This window comes from Agromyces sp. Y182, assembly GCF_059445385.1.
The window spans coordinates 608,887-627,931 of record NZ_JCAIUF010000001.1 but is presented as its reverse complement, the minus strand read 5'-3'; the positions used below and the strand labels follow the sequence as shown (position 1 = coordinate 627,931).

Below are 19,045 nucleotides of genomic sequence, written 5' to 3'. Positions count from 1 at the left end.
GGCTCCCCCTAGAGTTGTCGCGTGGCAGAACGAGACGGCACCCTTGACGGTGTCCACCGCCGAAACCTCTCGAAACTCCTGGGGCTCGTGCACCTCGATGGGCCGCTTTCGCGCGCCCGGCTGACGGCGCTGACCGGATTGAACCGTTCGACCGTCGCGACCCTCGCGAGCGAGCTCGTCGACCTCGGTCTCGCCGTCGAGCGCGCTCCCGACCCGACCAACAGGGTCGGCCGGCCCTCTCCGGTCATCGCAGCCGACTCGAGCGTGCTCGCCCTCGCCCTGAACCCCGAGGTCGACGCGGTGACCGTCGCCGCCGTCGGACTCGACGGTACGGTGCAGGTGCGTGAACGGCTCGAGGTCGACCATCTCGTCGACCCCGAAGAAGTGGCGGCGATCGCGGCCGCGACGCTCGAGCGCTGGCAGGCGACCGCACTGCGTTCCACGCGGGTCGTCGCCGTCGGGCTCGCCGTGCCGGGCCTCGTGCGCGCATCCGACGGCATGGTGCGACTTGCGCCGCACCTGGGCTGGGCGGATGCCCCGATCCGCACGCTCGTCGAGCAGGCGACCGGCCTGCCCGTCACGGCCGGCAACGATGCGAGTCTCGGCGCGATCGCCGAGCACCTCTTCGGCGCCGGCCGCGACGTCGACGATCTCGTGTATCTGAACGGCGGCGCGAGCGGCATCGGCGGCGGCATCGTGCTCGACGGCCGTCTGGTGGGCGGCTCCGGCGGCTACGCGGGTGAATTCGGGCAGAACCGGCCGGGCATCGCCGACGCCGCCGACCGGCGTGCAGGCGGCGGGGTGCTCGAAGACGAAGTGAGCCGTGCACGGCTGCTCGAGGTGGCCGGGCTCGCCAGTGCCGACGAACCGACGCTCGCGGCGGCCCTTGCGGAATCCGGTCTGCCCGAGGTCGCGGGCGAACTCGCGCGACAGCGCCGCATCCTCGCGACGGCCCTCGCAAACGCGGTGAACGCGCTGAATCCCTCGCTCGTGGTGCTCGGCGGCTTCCTCGCCACCGTCGCGGGCAGCGACCCCGGCGCCCTCGAAGCCGAGGTCGCCGAGCAGGCCATGCCCGCCGCGACTGAAGAGCTCGCGATCCGACTCGCCGCGCTCGGCGAGGATCGCCTCATGATCGGCGCGGCCGAGGCCGCCTTCTCCGCACTGCTCGCGGACCCGCTGGCCCACGGCTGACCCCACCCCTCCCCTCCTCTCTGCGTTCACACCTGCATTCACACCACCCGCCCACCGCCCACCACCCACTGACCCACCACCCACTGACCTACCACCCCACCACCCACTGACCCGCTCCTTGCAGCAATTCAGGAGTGCGCGCGGCGCGTCGCCGCGACACGCCGGGCCTGCGGGGCGCGACACGCCTCCGCTCCTGAATTGCTGCAAAGCGGCGGCTGCTGAGGCATTGCGTCGGGTGCCGCCTGAGCCGATACACTTGACGACAGTCGAATCGATTCGAGGCGGTGCCGGTCGCCCCGAGTCCATGCATGACGGCGCCCCGCGGCGCCGTGATACGTCATCCATCGGCGCCCGAGGGCGCGCGCCGTCTCCCGTTCACGCTCGAGCACGCACAGGAAACACGCATGTCCTCCACCGCCTCCATTCCCATCATCAGACCCGACGACTACAACCGTCCCGCGCACCCGGGCGAGCTCCTCACCGGGCGGCAGCGACTCGTCTACGTGCTCGTGCTCGGCGCGCTCACGGCGCTCGGGCCGTTCACGATCGATCTCTACCTCCCCGCCTTCCCGGTGCTGCAAGACGAGCTCGGCGTCTCGGCCTCGGCCGTGCAGCTGACCCTGACCGGCACCATGGTCGGGTTCGGCCTCGGTCAGCTGATCGTCGGCCCGTGGAGCGACAAGGTCGGTCGCCGGTTGCCGTTGATTCTCGCGACGGCGCTGCATATCGCGGCATCCATTGCGGCGGCCTTCGCGCCCGACATCGTGTGGCTCTCGGTCTTCCGCCTCCTGCAGGGCTTCGGCGCCGCCGCCGGTGGTGTCGTGGCCATGGCCATGGTGCGCGACCTCTTCGGCGGCAAGCCGCTCGTGCGCATGCTCTCCCGACTGGCGCTCGTCAACGGCCTCGCTCCGGTGCTCGCACCCGTCATCGGCTCGCAGCTGCTTCAGGTCATGGACTGGCGCGGCATCTTCGTCGTGCTCGCGATCTACGGTGCGGTCGTCGTCGCGGCGGTCGGGTTCTTCATCATCGAGACCCTCCCGGTTTCGCAGCGTCACGTCTCGGGTCACTCGACCTTGCGCGATCGGTACGCTGCGTTGTTCCGCGATCGCGTCTACATCGGCGCGGCCCTGATCGGCGGTATGACCTTCACCGGACTGTTCGGGTACCTCTCGACCTCGTCGTTCCTGTTCCAGGAGGTCTACGCGTTCAACGCCCAGGAGTACGGCCTGCTCTTCGCCGTGAACTCCGTCGGCGTCATCGTCGGCGTGCAGACGAGCTCCCGTCTCATCCGCGGGCCGGTGCAACCGCAATGGATCCTCGCCGTCACCACGGTCGTGCACCTCGCCATGGCGATAGCGATCATGGTGCTCGACACCTCGGGTGCCGGGTTCTGGGGCACCGCGATCCCGCTGTGGTTCTACATCCTCGCGTGCGGATTCGCCTTCCCGGCCGTGCAGGTGCTCGCCCTCGCGCACCACGGCGCGGAGGCCGGCACCGCCGCCTCGCTGCTCGGCGCGCTGAACTTCGGGTTGGCCGGCGTCATCTCGCCGCTCATCGGGCTCATGGGTGTCGGCAGCGCCGTGCCCATGGCGTTCGTGATGGTGCTGGCCGCGGTCGTTGCGATCGCCGCGCTCTGGTGGCTCGTGCGTCCGAAGACGGTGCCGCCGCTCAGCGACTGACCGGCCCGCGGCGCGCGAGCGACCGTGCGACTGGCCGTGCGCGTGCGACGGTGTGCGGATGCCTCGTGGCCGGCCACGAGGCATCCAACTCATCGCGCCCTGCTGCCCTGCTGCGCTGCTGCGCTTGATCTTCGTACGCAATTCAGGTCGGGAGGGGTGTCGCCGGCCCTCGCGGGCGGGCGAGAGCGCGGCGCGCCGAGTGCGAACCTGAATTGCGCACGGCTGAGCGCGGTGACACGGATGCTGCGGCGGCGCCGATAGCGTGAAGGCATGACCGACGAGTCCACTGAGAAGTCTCGTGCGAAGCGGGTCGCCCGTCGCGTGCCGCTCATCGCGGGAGGCGTCGCCGTTGTCATCGCCGCCCTGCTCGGCCTTCTGCTCACCGCCCGCACGGGGGTGTTGCGGTTCGCCGTCGACGAGGAGTGGGCCGAGGAGGTGTTGAGCTTCCGCGGTCCGGTCGGCGACTGGTTCGCCTTTGGCATGAATTCCCTGGGCGGCGGCATCATCGGAGTGTTCGTGGTGCCGATCGGCGCGGCGCTCCTGCTGCTGATCCTGCGGCGTCCGTGGGCGGCGCTGTACTTCATCGTGGCGTCGGCGGCGAGTGCCGGTGTCGTGCAGTTGCTGAAGCACCTCTTCGGTCGGGCCAGGCCCGAAGACATGATCGTCGCATCCGACTTCGGTTCGTTCCCCTCGGGGCATGTTGCCAACGCGGCGACGATCGCGGTCGTCGTCGGCGTCATCGTGCCGCGCGTCTGGGTGTGGGTGGTCGGCGCCGTGTACACCGTGCTGATGGCGCTCAGCCGCACGTATCTCGGTGCGCACTGGGTGACCGACACGATCGGCGGCGCACTCGCCGGCGCCGGTGTGGCGCTGCTGCTATGGGCGGCATTCGCGTACCCGCTCGAGCGAGAGCGCATCGCGTGGGGCGAGCGGCGCACGCGTGCGGCAGGGTGACGTTCACCGCGCTCTGACGCGTCGCGCGCTGTGATTCCGGGCGTCGAGAGCGCGCTTCGTGTCGGTACTCGGCGCTCAGAGCGACGAAACCGCACTCTCGACGGAATGGCTTGGCGCGTCGGCGCGAGTCGGGTCGGGGCGGGGCGGCAGAGGTTTGGAGGGCGTCTGCGTGGGGATGGAGGGCGACGGCCGGCGGGGCTCAGGATGCCGCGGCCGGCGCGGATTCCCGCTCGATGATGCGGAACTCGGCGAGTCGCAGCTCCGGCGCCGGCGCGGCAGATGTATCGGAGACCGCGATGCGCGCGAGCAGCGTCTCAACCGCGGTGCGGGCGATCCAGCGCCGCCCGGGGTCGACGGTCGTCAGCGACGGGATGGAGTACTCGGCCTCGTCGAGGTCGTCGAAGCCGATGACCGAAACGTCGCGGGGCACCCGGAGTCCGGCCTCCTGCAGCACGCGCATCGCGCCGAGGGCGAGAGTGTCGTTCAGACCGAAGACGGCGTCGAACGAGGAGCCGCGCGCGAGGATGTCCCGCATGGCCTGCGCGCCGCTCGATCGGTGCCAGGGCGCGGTGTATCCGATGATCGCGGGATCGAGATCGAGGCCCGCGGCGTCGAGCGCCTCGCGGTAGCCCTGCAGGCGGAATCCGGCCGAGCCGATGAGCTCGCCCTCGTGGGCGCCGACGACGGCGATGCGACGTCGGCCCGAGGCGATGAGGTACTCGGTCGCGGCACGGGCGGCCTCGACGTTGCGCATCGTCACGTGGTCGTGCTCGGGGTCGAAGACGCGCTCGCCGAGGAGCACGAGCGGGTAGGACACCCGGAGCGCCGCGACATCCGACTGTTCGATGCCGAGGGGGCTGAAGAGGAGCCCGTCGGTCATGGTGAGGCGGGGGCTGCGCAGCAGTTCGAGTTCGCGGGTGGGGTCGCCGCCGGTCTGCTCGACGAGCACCACGATGCCGGCGGCCTCGGCGGCGGCGATCACGGTGCCGGCGAGTTCGGCGAAGTAGGGGAGGCTGAGGTCGGGCACGGCGAGGGCGATCGCGCCGGTGCGGCCCGAGCGCAGGCTTCGGGCGGTGAGGTTCGGCTGATAGCCGAGTTCGGAGATGGCCGCTTCGACCTTCGACTTGGTCGTCGGCCTGATGTGCGGGTAGTCGTTGATGACGTTCGACACCGTCTTGATCGAGACGCCCGCCGCGCGGGCGACATCGTGCAGTGTCACGGCCATTCGTCCTCCTCGTTGCTCGAACTCTACAACGTTGTATGCGAGCACTGAGCCGCGGCCCGCAGGGCGTCCGAGTTCGCTTGACAAGGTCGCTTCGACGTGGGCAGAATGCCTCTACAACGTTTACTTTACAACGTTGGAGAAACTCGGAACTCGACGCGGAGCACCACTGTGCGGCGAATGACGAGCCACCTTCGCCAAGAGACAACGGTGTCCTCAACACCGCGAGAGGAAGCACAGCAATGAAGTCCAAGCTCCTTGCCGGAGCCGCGGTCGCCGCAGTATCGGCCGCAGCGCTCACCGGCTGTTCGGGCGGCGAGCCCGAAGCATCCTGCACCAACAAGATCGTCAATGCCGAGGCCACGCAGGTCAGCGTGTGGGCCTGGTACCCCGCCTTCGAAGACGTCGTCGACCTCTTCAACGAATCCCACGACGACGTGCAGATCTGCTGGACGAACGCAGGTCAGGGTAATGACGAGTACACGAAGTTCTCGACGGCGATCGAAGCCGGCTCGGGCGCGCCCGACGTCATCATGCTCGAGTCCGAAGTGCTCTCGAGCTTCTCGATCCGCGACGCGCTCGTCGACCTGGCCGAGTACGGCGCCGACGACGTCGCGGCCGACTACACCGAAGGCGCCTGGAAGGATGTCTCGAGCGGTGACGCCGTCTACGCGATCCCGGTCGACGGCGGCCCCATGGGCATGCTCTACCGCCAGGACATCCTCGACCAGTACGGCATCCCCGTGCCCACCACGTGGGACGAGTTCGCCGCTGCCGCCCAGGCGCTGAAAGACGCGGGCGCTCCCGGCGTGCTCGCCGACTTCCCGACGAACGGCCGCGCCTACAACCAGGCGCTGTTCGCCCAGGCGGGCTCGGTGCCGTTCACCTACGACAATGCGAAGCCGACCGAGATCGGCATCGACGTGAACGACCAGGGCTCGAAAGACGTGCTCGCCTATTGGCAGGGCCTCGTCGACGCCGACCTCGTCGCGACCGATGACGCGTTCACCGCCGACTACAACACGAAGCTCGTCGATGGCAGTTACGCCATCTACGTCGCGGCGGCGTGGGGCCCCGGCTACCTCGGCGGTCTTTCCGACGCCGACGCCGACGCGGTCTGGAAGGCCGCGCCCGTGCCGCAGTGGGACGCGGCCAACCCCGTGCAGATCAACTGGGGCGGGTCGACCTTCGCCGTGACGAGCCAGGCGAAGGACCCCGAGACCGCGGCGGTCGTCGCGAAGGAGATCTTCGGCACGGAAGAGGCATGGAAGATCGGCATCGAAGAGGCCGCGCTCTTCCCGCTCTGGAAGCCGATCCTCGAGTCCGACTACTTCCGCGACCTCGAGTACCCGTTCTTCGGCGGGCAGCAGATCAACAAGGACGTGTTCCTCCCGGCCGCCTCGGGGTACACCGGCTTCGCGTTCAGCCCGTTCCAGAACTACGCGTACGACCAGCTCACCGAGCAGCAGTTCGCGATGGTGCAGGGTGAGAAGGACTCGGCCACCGCGCTCGACGACCTGCAGGCCTCGCTCGAGAAGTACGCGACCGAGCAGGGCTTCACCCTCCAATAGCGGGCAGTGAGCGGATGCCTCGTGCCCGCACTCGCGGCGCGGGGCATCCGTTCATCGGCGACGACCGACCGAGACGACTCGATGAAGAGAGCACTTCAGACATGATCACCCAGACCACATTCGCGGCGCCGCCGGCCGCGGCCAGTCGGGCGCTGCGATCCGGCGGGTCGACGCTCGTGCGCCGGCGCCAGCGTTGGGGATGGCTCTTCGTGGTGCCGTTCCTCGTCGTGTTCGCGCTGTTCCTCGTCTTCCCGCTGTTCTACGCGTTCGGCATGAGCCTGTTCACGTCGACGCTCGCGACCGGCACCGACTTCACGGGCCTCGACAACTATGCGAAGGCGTTCACCGACCCCCTCTTCCTCGAGGGCATGGGGCGAGTGCTCGCTTTCGCCGTCGTGATGATCCCGACCCAGCTCATCATCGCGCTCGCCGCCGCGCTCGTGCTCGACACCCTCGTCACGCGCCTCGCCAAGCTCTCGCGCCTCCTGATCTTCGTGCCGTACGCGATCCCGGGCGTCATCGGCGCACTCATGTGGAGCTTCCTCTACAGCCCGCGGTTCGGACCCGGCGCGACGATCTTCGAGCTCTTCGGGCTCCCCGCCCCCGAGTTCCTCGCGCCCGACAGTATCTTCGGCAGCCTCGTCAACATCGTCACCTGGCAGTGGGCCGGCTACTACATGGTCGTGATCTATGCGGCGCTCCGCTCGATCGACCCGTCGATCTACGAGGCGGCCCGCATCGACGGCGCGAACGGATGGCAGACCGCGATGCGCATCAAGGTGCCGATGATCAGTTCCTCGATGGTCATGGTGATCATGTTCGCGCTCATCGGCACTCTGCAGTTCTTCACCGAGCCGGTCGTGTTGCGCAGCGTCGCCCAAGGCGCGATCGACGCGGCCTACACACCGAACATGTACGCCTTCTCGCTCGCGTTCTCGTACAGCCAGTTCAACTACGCCTCCGCCATCGCGTTCTCGCTCGGCGCCCTCGTGTTCGCCGGCTCGTTCGTGTTCCTCTTCCTGACGCGCAAGCAGAGCGGACTGAAGTGATGTCGATCTTCTCCCAACGCACGGCCGACCCGGCCGAGCCCCTGACCAGCACCACGGGGCTTCCGTCGCACGTCGACCGCAGCGTGCCGCGACGGGGTCGTCGCGCCGGAAGCCGCCGCATCGGTTCGCACGTCTTCCTCGTGATCCTCGCGATCTACTTCATCGTGCCGATCTGGTGGCTCATCGTCGCCGCGACGAAAGACACCTCCGGCCTCTTCTCGAGCCCGGCGTTCTGGTTCGACGACAACTTCGCCTTCTTCGACAACATCGCGGGGCTCTTCAGCCACCAGGGCGGCATCTACTGGCGCTGGCTCGGCAACTCGTTCCTCTACGCATTCGCGGGCGGCATCGGCGCGACGATCCTCGCGGTGCTCGCCGGCTACGGCTTCGCGAAATACGACTTCCGCGGGCGCAACGGGGTCTTCACCGTCATCCTCGGTTCCGTCATGGTGCCGCTGACGGCGCTCGTCATTCCGACGTTCATGCTGCTGAGCCAGTACGGCATCATCAACACGCCGTGGGCCGTGATCCTGCCGAGCCTGCTGAGCCCGTTCGGCGTCTACCTGATGCGCGTCTACACCCAAGACGCGGTACCCGACGAGATGCTCGAGGCCGCCCGCATCGACGGCGCCGGCGAGATCCGCACGTTCTTCCAGGTCGCGTTGCCGCTGCTGCGCCCCGCGATCGTGACGGTGCTGCTGCTGTCGGTCGTCGGCACCTGGAACAACTTCTTCCTGCCGCTCGCCGTGCTCACCGACCCGAACCTGCTGCCGGTCACCGTCGGCCTGAACCGCTGGACGGCGCTCTCCAACGCCGGTGCCGGCGGCGAGCAGGTCTGGAACCTCATCACCTCGGGCGCCTTCATCTCGGTGCTGCCGCTGATCCTGTCGTTCCTGTTCCTGCAGCGCTACTGGCAGGGTGGGTTGTCGCTCGGCAGCATCAAATGAGTGAGCGGATGCCGCGGCATCCGCTGCCCATCGACCTCGACGTCGGACCACTCGTTCGGCGCTCCGCACAACACAGAAAGCACGGCATGACGTCCGCACACCTCACCATCGACCCTCACTTCACCGTCGGCGCGATCGACCGCCGCGTCTTCGGCGGGTTCGTCGAGCACCTCGGCCGTCACGTCTACGACGGGATCTACGAGCCGGGACACCCGACCGCGGATGCCGAGGGCTTCCGCCAAGACGTCATCGAGCTCGTGAAGGAGCTCGGCGTCTCGACCATCCGCTACCCGGGCGGCAACTTCGTCTCGGGCTTCCGCTGGGAGGACTCGGTCGGTCCGAAAGCCGCGCGGCCGCGCAGGCTCGACCTCGCCTGGCACTCGACGGAGACCAACGAGATCGGCCTGCACGAGTTCTCGTCGTGGCTCGAGAAGGTCGGCAGCGACCTGATGCTCGCGGTGAACCTCGGCACGCGCGGCACGCTCGAAGCACTCGATCTGCTCGAGTACACGAACATCGCCGGGGGCACGACCCTCTCGCAGCAACGCATCGACAACGGGAGGACCGACGCCTTCGGCATCAAGATGTGGTGCCTCGGCAACGAGATGGACGGGCCGTGGCAGCTCGGCCACCGCTCGGCCGACGACTACGGCAAGCTCGCCTCGCAGACGGCGAAGGCGATGCGCCAGCTCGACCCCTCGATCCAGCTCGTGGTCTGCGGCTCGTCGAGCGCGCACATGCCGACGTTCGGCGAGTGGGAGCGGGTCGTGCTCACGCACACCTACGACGACGTCGACTACATCTCATGCCACGCCTATTACGAGGAGAAGAACGGCGACCTCGATTCGTTCCTCGCCTCGGCGGTCGACATGGACCGCTTCATCGAGACGGTCGTCGCCACGGCCGACCATGTGAAGGCCGTCGTCGGCAGCGAGAAGACGATCGACATCTCCTTCGACGAGTGGAACGTCTGGTACCTCGAGCGCTACCACGGTGTCGACAAGATCGAGGGCATCGACAACTGGCCGGTCGCCCCGCGCCTGCTCGAAGACGTGTACTCCGTGGTCGACGCCGTCGTCTTCGGCAACCTGATGATCTCGCTCCTGAAGCACGCCGACCGCGTCACGAGCGCCTCGCTCGCCCAGCTCGTGAACGTGATCGCGCCGATCATGACCGAACCGGGCGGCCCGGCCTGGCGGCAGACGACGTTCTTCCCGTTCGCGCTCACGTCGCGCCTCGCGAGGGGCGTCGCGCTCGAGGTCAAGCTGGAGTCGCCGACGCACGAGACCGAGGTCTACGGTGTCGTGCCGCAGGTCGACGCGGTCGCCACGCACGACGCCGAGACGGGCGAGTCGGCGGTCTTCCTCGTGAACCGCAATCGAACCGAATCGATCACGGTGACGATCGACGTCTCCGCGCTCGGCGCCGTGCAGCTGCGCAGCGCTGACACCCTCGCCGACGACGACGTGTACGCGAAGAACACGCTCGAGCAGCCGGAACGCGTCGCACCGGCCGCGAACCCGACCGCCGCGGTCAAGGCCGGCACGCTCACGATCGAGCTGCCGCCCGTGTCGTGGACCGCCGTCTCGCTCGGCGCCTGAGCCTCGGGGCGCCGCTGGTGCATGCGGGCGGGGCGCCTCGTGGGTGCGGGTGAACGGTGCGGGGGATACGCTCGCACCACGAGAGGAACCGCGTGACCGCGACATCCGCAGGCACCAACTGGGCCGGCAATCTCAGCTACCGCGCAACGCGGGTCGCGCGGCCGACTTCGATCGAGGAGCTTCGCAAGGTGCTCGCGGGCGCCGGACCGTTCCGCGTGCTGGGCTCGCGTCACAGCTTCAACGACATCGCCGACACCGACGGCACGCTCATCGAGACCGCGGGTCTGCCGGTCGTCATCGATGCCTCGAGTGCAACCGGGGCCGTGCGCATCGCGGGAAGCCCGCGCTACGGCGAGCTCGCCTCGGCGCTCCACGCTCGCGGCCTCGCGCTCGGCAACCTCGCGTCTCTGCCGCACATTTCGGTCGCCGGCGCGGTCGCGACGGGCACGCACGGATCGGGCGACCGCATCGGGTCGCTCGCGAGCGCCGTGCGGAGCATCGCCATCATTACGGCCACGGGCGAATCGTGCACCCTCGAGCGCGGCGACGCCGACTTCGCGGGCGCCGTCGTGAACCTCGGCGCCCTGGGCATCGTCACGGCGCTCGAACTCGACGTCGAGCCCACGTACGAGGTCGCGCAGACCGTCTACGAGCGCCCGGTGTGGGACGCCGTGCTCGCCGAGTACGACGCCGTCACCGCGCTCGGCGCGAGCGTCAGCATCTTCACCACTTGGGGGAACACCGACCGGGCCGACCAGCTGTGGGTCAAACGGCGGCTGCCGGTCGAGTCGGATGCTGCGGCATCCGCTGCACTCATCGCCAGGCTCGGGGCGACCGCGGCGACGGAGCCGCGTCACCCGCTGCCCGGCATGGCCGCCGACGCGTGCACTGCGCAACTTGGCGCGCCCGGGCCGTGGCACGAACGCCTGCCGCACTTCCGGCTCGACTTCACACCGTCGGCCGGTGAGGAGCTGCAGTCGGAGTACCTCGTTCCGAGGGTCGACGCCGTTTCGGCGCTCGAGGCCGTGCGCCGCCTCGCTGCGCAGATCGCCCCGCTGCTGCAGGTGTGCGAAGTGCGATCGGTGCACGCTGATGAGCTCTGGCTGAGCCCGGCCTTCGGCACCGACGTCGTCGGCATCCACTTCACGTGGAAGCGAGAGCAGGCAGCCGTCGAAGCGCTGCTGCCGGCGATCGAGACGGCCCTCCCCGAAACGGCCCGGCCGCATTGGGGCAAAGTCTTCACGCTCGACGCCGGTGACCTGCGGCGGCGCTACCCGCGCTGGGCTGACTTTGCGGCGCTTCGTGAACGGTTCGACCCCGACCGGCGCTTCGGCAACGCGTACACGGAACGGCTCGGGCTCTGAGGCGGAGGTCCACGAGAGTCGGCGCTCCGGCACGCACGGTGCGGTTCCGCCGCGGTACGTGGGTTGCGAGAGCTGATCTGCGATAGAAAAGTGGGGTGATCAGCGATGAAGCGAGCGGCGGTGTGCCGTTGCACCGCCTCCCTCAGGATGCCGCGTTGACGGGCGGACTACGTGTGAAGCCCGACCTCTCAGCCTGTGCGAGCACGGTGGATGAATATGCCCGAGCGCACGAGGACGCGGTGGTGAAGGGCGACCACCTCGCCCGAGCCCGCTCGTGTTGGGGCTTGATCGCTCGAGGCGTCGACTCGCTGGATTGGGTTCGCCGCGAACTGTCGAGCCGAGATGAGACGCGGATCGAAGACGCTGCCGGGGTGTTGGAGTGGATCGGGGTTTCGACCGATTTCGTCCCGATGCTCAGCCGCATCGTCGACGCGCTGCCCGATGGACCAGCCGCCGACGCTGTTGCCGCCGTACTGAACCACGTTGTCGGGCCGGAATCGGCAGAGCGCGCTGCCCCGATCGCTGAGGAGCTCTTCGCCGGATCATTCGCTCCCTTCACCGATACGATCTGGTTCGTCGACGCTCCGTTCGCCACTGCCGTCGCCACCACGACGGCGTGGCTGACGGAACTCGGCGGCCGCAGCTTCGTTTCGGTCGACGAGCCGTTGCCGGGGCTTCTCGACCGGTTGGAGCCCTGGGCGATTCCCGGCTGGAAGCACGTGTTGGTTCCGACGAGGTCGAACTGGACGGCGATCTTCAGTCAGGGATCGGATATCGGGACTCCTGACGTCATCGGCCGCGAGCTCGGATGCCGCAGCCTCCGAACCAACTACTCGCCACGAGTCGTTCGTGACGGCGACACCATCAGCTTCGGCGATTGCGCCTTCTGGTTCAGGAACGAAGACGATTCCGGTCGGAGCATCCAAGCCTCGTACCAATCTCGTTGGCGGTGGGACCTCCTCGGGCAGCCACTGCCGTTCGAGGACCTCGATTCCTATGCCGCGAAGCGGATCCCTGATCGGTTCGATCTTCCACGCTTAAACTCCTACTGCCGTGCGCTCGGCATTCAGCGGAACGATCCGGATTTCTACCTTCCCCAGGGGCTCCTGATCGAGGTTGACACCGCCGGTTGGTCACACCGCCCGCGAACTGTTGCGGGCGAGGAGTGGCGTTCGTTGAATCGATGACACGCGACGAACGGTCACGTCTCACGACGTAGATGAGCGCCCTCGAAGCTCGAGGTCGACCAAAGGAGCCCTTCCCGGGTCCCGGTTACGATGCTCCCTCGAAGTGGCCCTGGGATGCGGTTCCGTCTCGACCGCTCTGGGCCTAGACAGCGAGAATGCGTCTCGCGCCGCCGCATGGGTGTGCGAGATTCGCACGGTCGCCGCCGGCTTGGCATGGCGCAACGTTGGGCGTTGCCCGCGTGGGCGTGCGCCGACGCGTCAGGTAAGCAGGCCGCGCTGGAATCCGATCGCGACCGCGGCCGCGCGATCGTTGACGCCGAGCTTGGTGTAGACGTGCAGCACGTGCGACTTCACCGTCGCTTCGCTGTGGTCCGCCCATGTACGCGGTGATGCTGATCGCCGCGGTCGCGTTGGCCACCCCTGTACTCACGAGCGTCGCAGCCCGGGGTCGACCTCGCCCGCTGAGCGATCCTCGACCGCGAATCACCGGTTCTGCGTTTGGTGGTCCCTGTCGCCGTCCACATCGATACCCTCACGGGCAGACGCGAACCCTGCGCCCCTCGAAGCTGACGATGTCGCCGAGTTGCAGCTGGCGTCCGCGGCGGCGATCAACCTCGCCGTTCACGGTCACGTAGCCGTCGATGATGGCTGCTTTCACGCTTCCACCCGAGTCGAGGAACCCAGCAAACTTGAGGAACTGCCCGAGGCGAATGACCTCGCCGCCGATCGGGACGTCGTCGATCGGAGCGGGGTTCGTCATTCCCGAATGCTAGCGGGCCAAGGGTCAGCCCGCAGCTGGGTGGTCGCCGCCCGCGAGCTGATCGAGCACGTGGTCGAGCACCTCGCCGAGCACCGCGAGCCCGTCGCGCACGCCGCCCGTCGAGCCCGGCAAGTTCACGACGAAGGTCGAGCCGGCCACCCCGGCCACGCCCCGTGAAAGCAACGCGGTCGGCGTCGTGGCCGAGCCGCGCCGCCGCAGTTCCTCCATGAAGCCCGGCACCTCGCGATCGATCACGGTCGCGGTGGCCTCGGGGGTGACATCGCTCGGTGAGAGTCCGGTACCACCTGTCGTGACGATGACGGAGGGCGAAGCAGCGACGGCGTCGCGCAGCGCCGTGCGCACGGCCTCCCCGTCGGCGACGACCTCGGGCCCGACGACGTCGAAGCCGCGCTCGGCGAACCACGCCGCGATGACGGGGCCGGTGCGATCGGTGTAGACACCGGTGGCCGCACGGGTCGACGCGACGATGACGACGGCGGTGCGCGGCATCCGCTCGGCCGGGGTCATTCGCGCGACCAGTCGCCGCTCTTGCCGCCCGCCTTCGCGAGCACCATCACGTCGGTCATGACCGCTCGATTGTCGACGGCCTTGATCATGTCGTAGAGCGTCAGCGCGGCGACGGTCGCGGCGGTCAGCGCCTCCATTTCCACGCCGGTGACGCCCTTCGTGGTGACGGTCGCAACGACGCGCATCCGGTCGCCCTCGGGCGTGATGTCGACGTCGAGCTTCGTGAGCGGCAGCGGGTGGCAGAGGGGAATGAGCGTCGAGGTCTGCTTGGCCGCCATAATGCCGGCGATGCGCGCGGTGCCGATCGCCTCGCCTTTGGGCAGCGTGCCGTCGCTGATCGCGGCGACGACGTCGGCGCGGGTGACGAGCACCGCCTGCGCGCTCGCGGTGCGCCGCGTCACCGCCTTGTCGGTCACGTCGACCATGTGAGCAGATCCGTCACCGCGCAAATGGGTGAGCCATGGTTCAGTCATCGATCCTCCAGACGTCGACGTGAGCGCCGGCCGGCAGGGCGGCGACCCCCACGGGAAGGTGCACGAGCACGGTGGCGTTCGCGTAGGCGTGCAGCAGGTGGGAGCTCGGCGCGCCGACCTCGACGTCGCCATTGCCGTCGATGACGCCGCGGCGTACCTGGTGGCGGCCGAGCGGAGAGGTCACGTCGTGTGCGAGCCGCATCCGGGCGCGGGCTCGATCGGGCGCGAGGCCCGCGAAGGCGCGGAGCACGGGTCGCAGGAACAACTCGAACGAGACGAGGGCGCTCACCGGGTTGCCGGGGAACGACACGACGGGCACGGCCACCGGATCGCCGTCACGGCCGAGCACCCGTGCGAGGCCCACGCCCTGCGGGCCTCCGGGCTGCAGGGCGACCATGGCGAACTCCACTCCGAGGGGCGCGAGCGCATCGCGCACGACTTCGAACGCACCGGCGCTCACTCCGCCGGTGGTCACCACCAGGTCGACGAGACCAGCGGATGCCTCGACCGCCGCCACGACGGCGTTCGCCTCGTCGGGGGCGAGCGATTCGTGCACGCTCGCCCCGCTCTCGCGCAACGCGGCCGCGAGCATGGCGGTGTTCGAGTCGTGGATCTGCCCGGACGCGAGCGGTTCACCTGGGCGGCGGAGCTCGTGACCGGTCGAGATGAGCAGCACCGCGACGGGCCGGCGCACCTTCACCCGGGTGATGCCGGTAGCGGCGAGTGCGCCGAGCTGGGCGGGCCCGAGCCGCATACCGGCTGGAAGGAGTCGTTCACCGCGCGCGACGTCGGAGCCGGCATCGCGCACGAACGTGCCGGGTTCGACCGGCCGGGCGAAGGCGACAGTGGTGCCGGGCCCGGCGTCGCGGCGACCGCCAGAAAGCCCCTGGAACCGGGGTGGGTCCGCGGCTTCGATCGGCACGACGGCATCGGCACCGTCGGGTATCGGTGCGCCCGTCATGACCGGGCCTGCGGTGCCGGGCTCATGTGTGCGTACGGGGTCGCCTGCGGCCGTCGTCGCTCCGACGGGCAGCGAAACGGGTGCGTCGGACCGGGCGCCGGCGAGATCGGCGGCGCGAACGGCGTACCCGTCCATCTGCGAATTGGCGAACGCCGGAAGGTCGGTGGGGGAGTCGACGTCGACGGCGAGCACCCGGCCGAGCGCATCCGTTCCCCGTCGCCCCGTCAGGATCGAGACCTCCTCGAACCCGGCGGGCTCATCGAGCCGCGCCTTCAGCGGCTCCAGGAGCTCGCGAACGACGCGTTGATGCTCGGCGAACGTGCGCATCCGACCCCTCCGGCCTCAGCCGCCCGCGAAGGGCGGCAGGATGTCGACTTGTGCGGCGAGCGGATGCGCGGGGTCGCGTCGCACGGTGCCGTCGACGAGGAACGAGCCGGACTTCAGCACTTGGGCCATCGACGCGCCGTAGCGGTCGACCAGCAGCTCACGAAGCGAGCCGAGTGTCGCCGCATCGCCCAATTCGAGGTGCTCCTCGTCGAGACCGGCCGCTTCGGCGGCGGCGGCGAAGTACCGCACGGTCACGAGGGTCATGCCCACGATGCTACCCCGCTCGGTCGGGGCGACCGATGGGGCTCGCGTGGTCAGCCGGGCGGTGCTGCGTACAATGACCTCCATGCATCCGCCGACGCTGCCGCAGGCCGGCACGCGACCCGGCCCGCTCGTCGAGCCGGGCCCGCCGCTCGCGCCCGAGCGCATCGCGCGGTTCAGCCGCCAGCTCATGCTGCCCGGCTTCGGCGAACTCGCCCAGCGCCGGCTCGCTGCGGCGCGCGTGCTCGTGGTCGGCGCCGGCGGCCTCGGCAGCGCCCTCGTGCCCTCGCTCGCGGGAGCCGGGGTCGGCACCATCGGCATCGTCGACGACGACCTCGTCGAGCTCTCCAACCTGCACCGGCAGACGAGCCACGGCCTCGCCGACGTCGGCCGGGCGAAGGTCGACTCGCTCGCCGACTCCGTCGCCGCAGTCGACCCCGAGTGCCGCGTGGTGCGACACCGCACCCGGCTCACCTCGGCGAACATCCGCGACATCCTCGCGGGATACGACCTCGTGGTCGACGGCAGCGACAATTTTCCGACTCGGTACCTCACGAACGATGCCGCCTCGCTCGCGGGCGTGCCGCTCGTCTGGGGTGCGATCCTCCGCTACCACGGCCAGGTCGGCGTCGCGTGGCACGCGCACGGCCCCGGCTATCGCGACCTCTTCCCCGTGCCGCCCTCGCCCGACGAGGTGCTGTCGTGCGCGCTCGGCGGCGTGCTGCCGAGCCTGTGCGCGACCGTCGGCGGCCTCATGGCCACCGAGATCGTGAAGATCATCACGGGAGTCGGCGAGCCGCTGCTCGGCCGGGTGGCGACGGTCGACACGTTGACCGGCCGTTCACGCGAGATCGCCTACGAGTCGATCGCCGATGCCCCCGAGATCACGAGCCTCATCGACTACGAGGTGTTCTGCGGCATCGACCCCGCCGAGGATCAGTCGACGGCGATCCAGGCGGTCTCCGCCGCGGAGCTCCTGCAGCGTCTCCGCGACGGCGGGCCGATCACGCTGATCGACGTGCGCGAGCCGGCCGAGGCCGAGCTCGGCCGCATCCGCGACAGCGTGCTCGTGCCGCTCGCCGCGCTCGCGGGCGGAGCCGGCCCCGAACCCGGGCCCGGCGCGGTCGTCGTGTACTGCGAACGGGACCTGCGCTCCCGGCGCGCGGCGCGAATCCTCAGCGAGCGCGGGCATACCGACGTGGTCTACCTCGCGGGCGGCATCGTGACGTTCGCGGCGGTCGCCGACGACCTCGTGCAGCGCTGAGCACGAGGCATCCGTTCACCATCGACCACCACACGCGAGAGACGAGACGCGCATGACCGAACTCCTGGCCGTCATCACGGCGGAGCCGATCGACGAAGCCGCCGTACGCGGCGCCGTCGAGGCCGATTCGAGCGGCGCCGTCGTCATGTTCTGCGGGGTCGTGCGCGACCACGACGGCGGCCGTGGTGTGCAGGCGCTCGACTATCAGGGCCACCCCGACGCCGAGCGCTTCCTCGCCGACTGCGTGCGTCGCATCGCCGACGAGACCGGGCTCATCGTGGCCGCGGCGCACCGGGTGGGCGAGCTGCGCATCGGCGACGTGGCGCTCTTCGCCGCGGCATCCGCTGCCCACCGGGCCGAGGCCTTCGACGCTTGCGAGCGCCTCGTGGAGCTCATCAAGCACGAGGTGCCGATCTGGAAGCGACAGCACTTCACCGACGGCGTCTCGGAGTGGGTCGGCCTCTGACGGCGCGCGCCAGGCCTCGCCGTGTTGCTTCCGGGGGTGCATACCCGCCAGTTTCGCGCCGTTCGAGCCCTCATTCCGGCGGGAATGCACCCCCGAAGTGCGCGCGGTGCCGGTCAGCCCCCGATGTACGACATCTCGATCTTCGGACGAGCGGCACGCAACTCGGGCGTGAGGCTCGCGCGCTCCTCGGAGTAGCGGTCGTCGCGGGCACCCCAGATGGCGCCCATCGCCGCTGCCAGCCCCGCGTCGTCGACGCCCCCGCGGAGGAGGGCCCGCAGGTCGTGCCCCTCTGAAGCGAAGAGGCACGTGAACAGGCGCCCCTCGGTCGAGATGCGTGCGCGATTGCACGTGCCGCAGAACGCCTGCGTGACGCTCGAGATGACGCCGATCTCGCCGCCGCCGTCTCGGTAGCGCCAGCGTGCCGCCGTCTCACCGGGCACCCGAGCACCGACCGGCTCGAGCGGCATCTCACGGTCGATCATCTCGACGATCTCGGCCGATGGCACGACTTCGTCGAGGCTCCACCCGTTGGAGGTGCCGACGTCCATGTACTCGATGAAGCGCAGGCTGAACGGGGTGCCGGCGAAGTGCCGGGCCATCGGCAGCACCTCGTGATCGTTGAGCCCGCGCTTGACGACCATGTTGACCTTGATCGGCCCGAGGCCCGCCTCGTGCGCGACGCGCATGCCCTCGAGCACGCGGGCGATCGGGAACTTCACGTCATTCATGGCCTGGAACACGGCGTCGTCGAGCGAGTCGACCGAGACCGTGACCCGGGTGAGTCCTGCGGCCTTCAGGGCGGCGGCCTTGACAGCGAGGGCGGCACCGTTGGTCGTGAGTGCGATCTCGAGCGGGCGGCCGTCGGGAGTGCGGAGCTCGGCGAGCCGGGCGACGAGCTCCTCGATGCCGCGACGCAGCAACGGTTCGCCTCCGGTGAGCCGCAGCTTCTCGACGCCGTGCGCCGCGGCGACGCGGGCGAGGCGGGTGATCTCCTCGAAGCTCAGCAGTTCGTCGCGCTCGAGGAACGCGTAGTCACGCCCGAAGACGGTCTTCGGCATGCAGTAGACGCAGCGGAAGTTGCAACGGTCGGTGACCGAGATACGCAGGTCTCGCATCGGGCGGTCGAGCTGATCGACGAGGCGTCCCGTGGCCGGCAGACGGCGTGCGCCGGAGGCGGTTGCAGCGCCGGAACGGGGCATGGCGAGCGACACGTGCGCGTGCGTCATGGGCCACCCCCTGT

General features: G+C 69.4%; 18 protein-coding genes and 1 pseudogene. 11 read left to right on the top strand and 8 right to left on the bottom strand.

Annotated features, from left to right (window positions below):
- Positions 1-21 precede the first annotated feature (21 nt).
- The 3 genes from AC1C2R_RS02860 to AC1C2R_RS02850 all read left to right on the top strand — a co-directional run bounded on the left by AC1C2R_RS02860 (position 22) and on the right by AC1C2R_RS02850 (position 3,824).
- Positions 22-1,191, top strand: coding sequence for an ROK family transcriptional regulator (locus AC1C2R_RS02860; RefSeq protein WP_495378878.1), 1,170 nt, complete (start codon positions 22-24; stop codon positions 1,189-1,191).
- Positions 1,192-1,595: 404 nt separating this feature from the next.
- Positions 1,596-2,870: a multidrug effflux MFS transporter gene (locus AC1C2R_RS02855; protein WP_495378877.1), complete on the top strand. Its 1,275-nt coding sequence runs from the start codon at positions 1,596-1,598 to the stop codon at positions 2,868-2,870.
- 270 nt (positions 2,871-3,140) lie between these two features.
- Positions 3,141-3,824 carry a phosphatase PAP2 family protein gene (locus AC1C2R_RS02850; protein ID WP_495378876.1) on the top strand — a complete coding sequence of 228 codons (684 nt, stop codon included), beginning with the start codon at positions 3,141-3,143 and terminating at the stop codon, positions 3,822-3,824.
- A 199-nt stretch (positions 3,825-4,023) separates the two neighbouring features.
- On the opposite strand, the gene AC1C2R_RS02845 is transcribed toward AC1C2R_RS02850, so the two are convergent.
- Positions 4,024-5,049, bottom strand: a complete 1,026-nt coding sequence (locus AC1C2R_RS02845) for a LacI family DNA-binding transcriptional regulator (protein ID WP_495351028.1) — start codon at positions 5,047-5,049, stop codon at positions 4,024-4,026.
- Positions 5,050-5,288: 239 nt separating this feature from the next.
- Here AC1C2R_RS02845 and AC1C2R_RS02840 point away from each other — a divergent pair, with 239 nt between their 5' ends.
- The 6 genes from AC1C2R_RS02840 to AC1C2R_RS02815 all read left to right on the top strand — a co-directional run bounded on the left by AC1C2R_RS02840 (position 5,289) and on the right by AC1C2R_RS02815 (position 12,765).
- A complete protein-coding gene (locus AC1C2R_RS02840) occupies positions 5,289-6,617 on the top strand; it encodes an ABC transporter substrate-binding protein (RefSeq protein WP_495351027.1) in 1,329 nt (442 codons plus the stop codon).
- A gap of 101 nt (positions 6,618-6,718) precedes the next feature.
- Entirely contained in the window at positions 6,719-7,666 is a 948-nt protein-coding gene (locus tag AC1C2R_RS02835; RefSeq protein ID WP_495378875.1) for a carbohydrate ABC transporter permease, read from the top strand.
- Positions 7,666-8,613, top strand: coding sequence for a carbohydrate ABC transporter permease (locus AC1C2R_RS02830; RefSeq protein ID WP_495378874.1), 948 nt, complete (start codon positions 7,666-7,668; stop codon positions 8,611-8,613). Before AC1C2R_RS02835 ends, AC1C2R_RS02830 begins: the two co-directional genes overlap by 1 nt.
- A gap of 86 nt (positions 8,614-8,699) precedes the next feature.
- The gene (gene arfA / locus AC1C2R_RS02825; RefSeq protein WP_495378873.1) at positions 8,700-10,214 is read left to right on the top strand and encodes an arabinosylfuranosidase ArfA; all 1,515 of its coding nucleotides are present in this window, start codon (positions 8,700-8,702) and stop codon (positions 10,212-10,214) included.
- A 92-nt stretch (positions 10,215-10,306) separates the two neighbouring features.
- Positions 10,307-11,578: a D-arabinono-1,4-lactone oxidase gene (locus AC1C2R_RS02820; RefSeq protein ID WP_495378872.1), complete on the top strand. Its 1,272-nt coding sequence runs from the start codon at positions 10,307-10,309 to the stop codon at positions 11,576-11,578.
- Between the two features lie 95 nt (positions 11,579-11,673).
- Positions 11,674-12,765, top strand: a complete 1,092-nt coding sequence (locus AC1C2R_RS02815) for a hypothetical protein (RefSeq protein WP_495378871.1) — start codon at positions 11,674-11,676, stop codon at positions 12,763-12,765.
- A 258-nt stretch (positions 12,766-13,023) separates the two neighbouring features.
- Here the strand turns inward: AC1C2R_RS02815 and AC1C2R_RS02810 are convergent.
- The 6 genes and pseudogenes from AC1C2R_RS02810 to AC1C2R_RS02785 form a co-directional block, all read right to left on the bottom strand.
- Positions 13,024-13,122, bottom strand: a pseudogene (locus AC1C2R_RS02810) (DNA-binding response regulator); the annotation flags it as partial.
- Between the two features lie 175 nt (positions 13,123-13,297).
- The gene (locus AC1C2R_RS02805; protein ID WP_495378870.1) at positions 13,298-13,525 is read right to left on the bottom strand and encodes an RNA-binding S4 domain-containing protein; all 228 of its coding nucleotides are present in this window, start codon (positions 13,523-13,525) and stop codon (positions 13,298-13,300) included.
- A gap of 24 nt (positions 13,526-13,549) precedes the next feature.
- Positions 13,550-14,053: a MogA/MoaB family molybdenum cofactor biosynthesis protein gene (locus AC1C2R_RS02800; RefSeq protein ID WP_495378869.1), complete on the bottom strand. Its 504-nt coding sequence runs from the start codon at positions 14,051-14,053 to the stop codon at positions 13,550-13,552.
- Positions 14,050-14,478, bottom strand: a complete 429-nt coding sequence (moaC, locus tag AC1C2R_RS02795; protein WP_495351019.1) for a cyclic pyranopterin monophosphate synthase MoaC — start codon at positions 14,476-14,478, stop codon at positions 14,050-14,052. Before moaC ends, AC1C2R_RS02800 begins: the two co-directional genes overlap by 4 nt.
- A gap of 40 nt (positions 14,479-14,518) precedes the next feature.
- Entirely contained in the window at positions 14,519-15,814 is a 1,296-nt protein-coding gene (locus tag AC1C2R_RS02790; RefSeq protein ID WP_495378868.1) for a molybdopterin molybdotransferase MoeA, read from the bottom strand.
- A gap of 15 nt (positions 15,815-15,829) precedes the next feature.
- Positions 15,830-16,078, bottom strand: coding sequence for a MoaD/ThiS family protein (locus tag AC1C2R_RS02785; protein WP_495351017.1), 249 nt, complete (start codon positions 16,076-16,078; stop codon positions 15,830-15,832).
- Between the two features lie 82 nt (positions 16,079-16,160).
- On the opposite strand from AC1C2R_RS02785, the gene AC1C2R_RS02780 reads away from it, so the two are divergent.
- Both AC1C2R_RS02780 and AC1C2R_RS02775 read left to right on the top strand, forming a co-directional pair.
- Positions 16,161-17,339: a ThiF family adenylyltransferase gene (locus AC1C2R_RS02780; RefSeq protein ID WP_495378867.1), complete on the top strand. Its 1,179-nt coding sequence runs from the start codon at positions 16,161-16,163 to the stop codon at positions 17,337-17,339.
- A gap of 52 nt (positions 17,340-17,391) precedes the next feature.
- Positions 17,392-17,805, top strand: a complete 414-nt coding sequence (locus AC1C2R_RS02775) for a molybdenum cofactor biosynthesis protein MoaE (RefSeq protein WP_495378866.1) — start codon at positions 17,392-17,394, stop codon at positions 17,803-17,805.
- A gap of 113 nt (positions 17,806-17,918) precedes the next feature.
- On the opposite strand, the gene moaA is transcribed toward AC1C2R_RS02775, so the two are convergent.
- A complete protein-coding gene (moaA, locus tag AC1C2R_RS02770; protein WP_495378865.1) occupies positions 17,919-19,031 on the bottom strand; it encodes a GTP 3',8-cyclase MoaA in 1,113 nt (370 codons plus the stop codon).
- Positions 19,032-19,045 lie beyond the last annotated feature (14 nt).

What these genes read in the sequence shown, in the direction of transcription:
- AC1C2R_RS02855 (WP_495378877.1), top strand. Translation starts at nt 1,596, where the DNA reads ATGTCCTCCACCGCCTCCATTCCCATCATCAGACCCGACGACTACAAC.
- AC1C2R_RS02850 (WP_495378876.1), top strand. Translation starts at nt 3,141, where the DNA reads ATGACCGACGAGTCCACTGAGAAGTCTCGTGCGAAGCGGGTCGCCCGT.
- AC1C2R_RS02845 (WP_495351028.1), bottom strand. Translation starts at nt 5,049, where the DNA reads ATGGCCGTGACACTGCACGATGTCGCCCGCGCGGCGGGCGTCTCGATC.
- AC1C2R_RS02840 (WP_495351027.1), top strand. Translation starts at nt 5,289, where the DNA reads ATGAAGTCCAAGCTCCTTGCCGGAGCCGCGGTCGCCGCAGTATCGGCC.
- AC1C2R_RS02835 (WP_495378875.1), top strand. Translation starts at nt 6,719, where the DNA reads ATGATCACCCAGACCACATTCGCGGCGCCGCCGGCCGCGGCCAGTCGG.
- AC1C2R_RS02830 (WP_495378874.1), top strand. Translation starts at nt 7,666, where the DNA reads ATGTCGATCTTCTCCCAACGCACGGCCGACCCGGCCGAGCCCCTGACC.
- arfA (WP_495378873.1), top strand. Translation starts at nt 8,700, where the DNA reads ATGACGTCCGCACACCTCACCATCGACCCTCACTTCACCGTCGGCGCG.
- AC1C2R_RS02805 (WP_495378870.1), bottom strand. Translation starts at nt 13,525, where the DNA reads ATGACGAACCCCGCTCCGATCGACGACGTCCCGATCGGCGGCGAGGTC.
- AC1C2R_RS02800 (WP_495378869.1), bottom strand. Translation starts at nt 14,053, where the DNA reads ATGACCCCGGCCGAGCGGATGCCGCGCACCGCCGTCGTCATCGTCGCG.
- moaC (WP_495351019.1), bottom strand. Translation starts at nt 14,478, where the DNA reads ATGGTCGACGTGACCGACAAGGCGGTGACGCGGCGCACCGCGAGCGCG.
- AC1C2R_RS02790 (WP_495378868.1), bottom strand. Translation starts at nt 15,814, where the DNA reads ATGCGCACGTTCGCCGAGCATCAACGCGTCGTTCGCGAGCTCCTGGAG.
- AC1C2R_RS02785 (WP_495351017.1), bottom strand. Translation starts at nt 16,078, where the DNA reads ATGACCCTCGTGACCGTGCGGTACTTCGCCGCCGCCGCCGAAGCGGCC.
- AC1C2R_RS02780 (WP_495378867.1), top strand. Translation starts at nt 16,161, where the DNA reads ATGCATCCGCCGACGCTGCCGCAGGCCGGCACGCGACCCGGCCCGCTC.
- AC1C2R_RS02775 (WP_495378866.1), top strand. Translation starts at nt 17,392, where the DNA reads ATGACCGAACTCCTGGCCGTCATCACGGCGGAGCCGATCGACGAAGCC.
- moaA (WP_495378865.1), bottom strand. Translation starts at nt 19,031, where the DNA reads ATGACGCACGCGCACGTGTCGCTCGCCATGCCCCGTTCCGGCGCTGCA.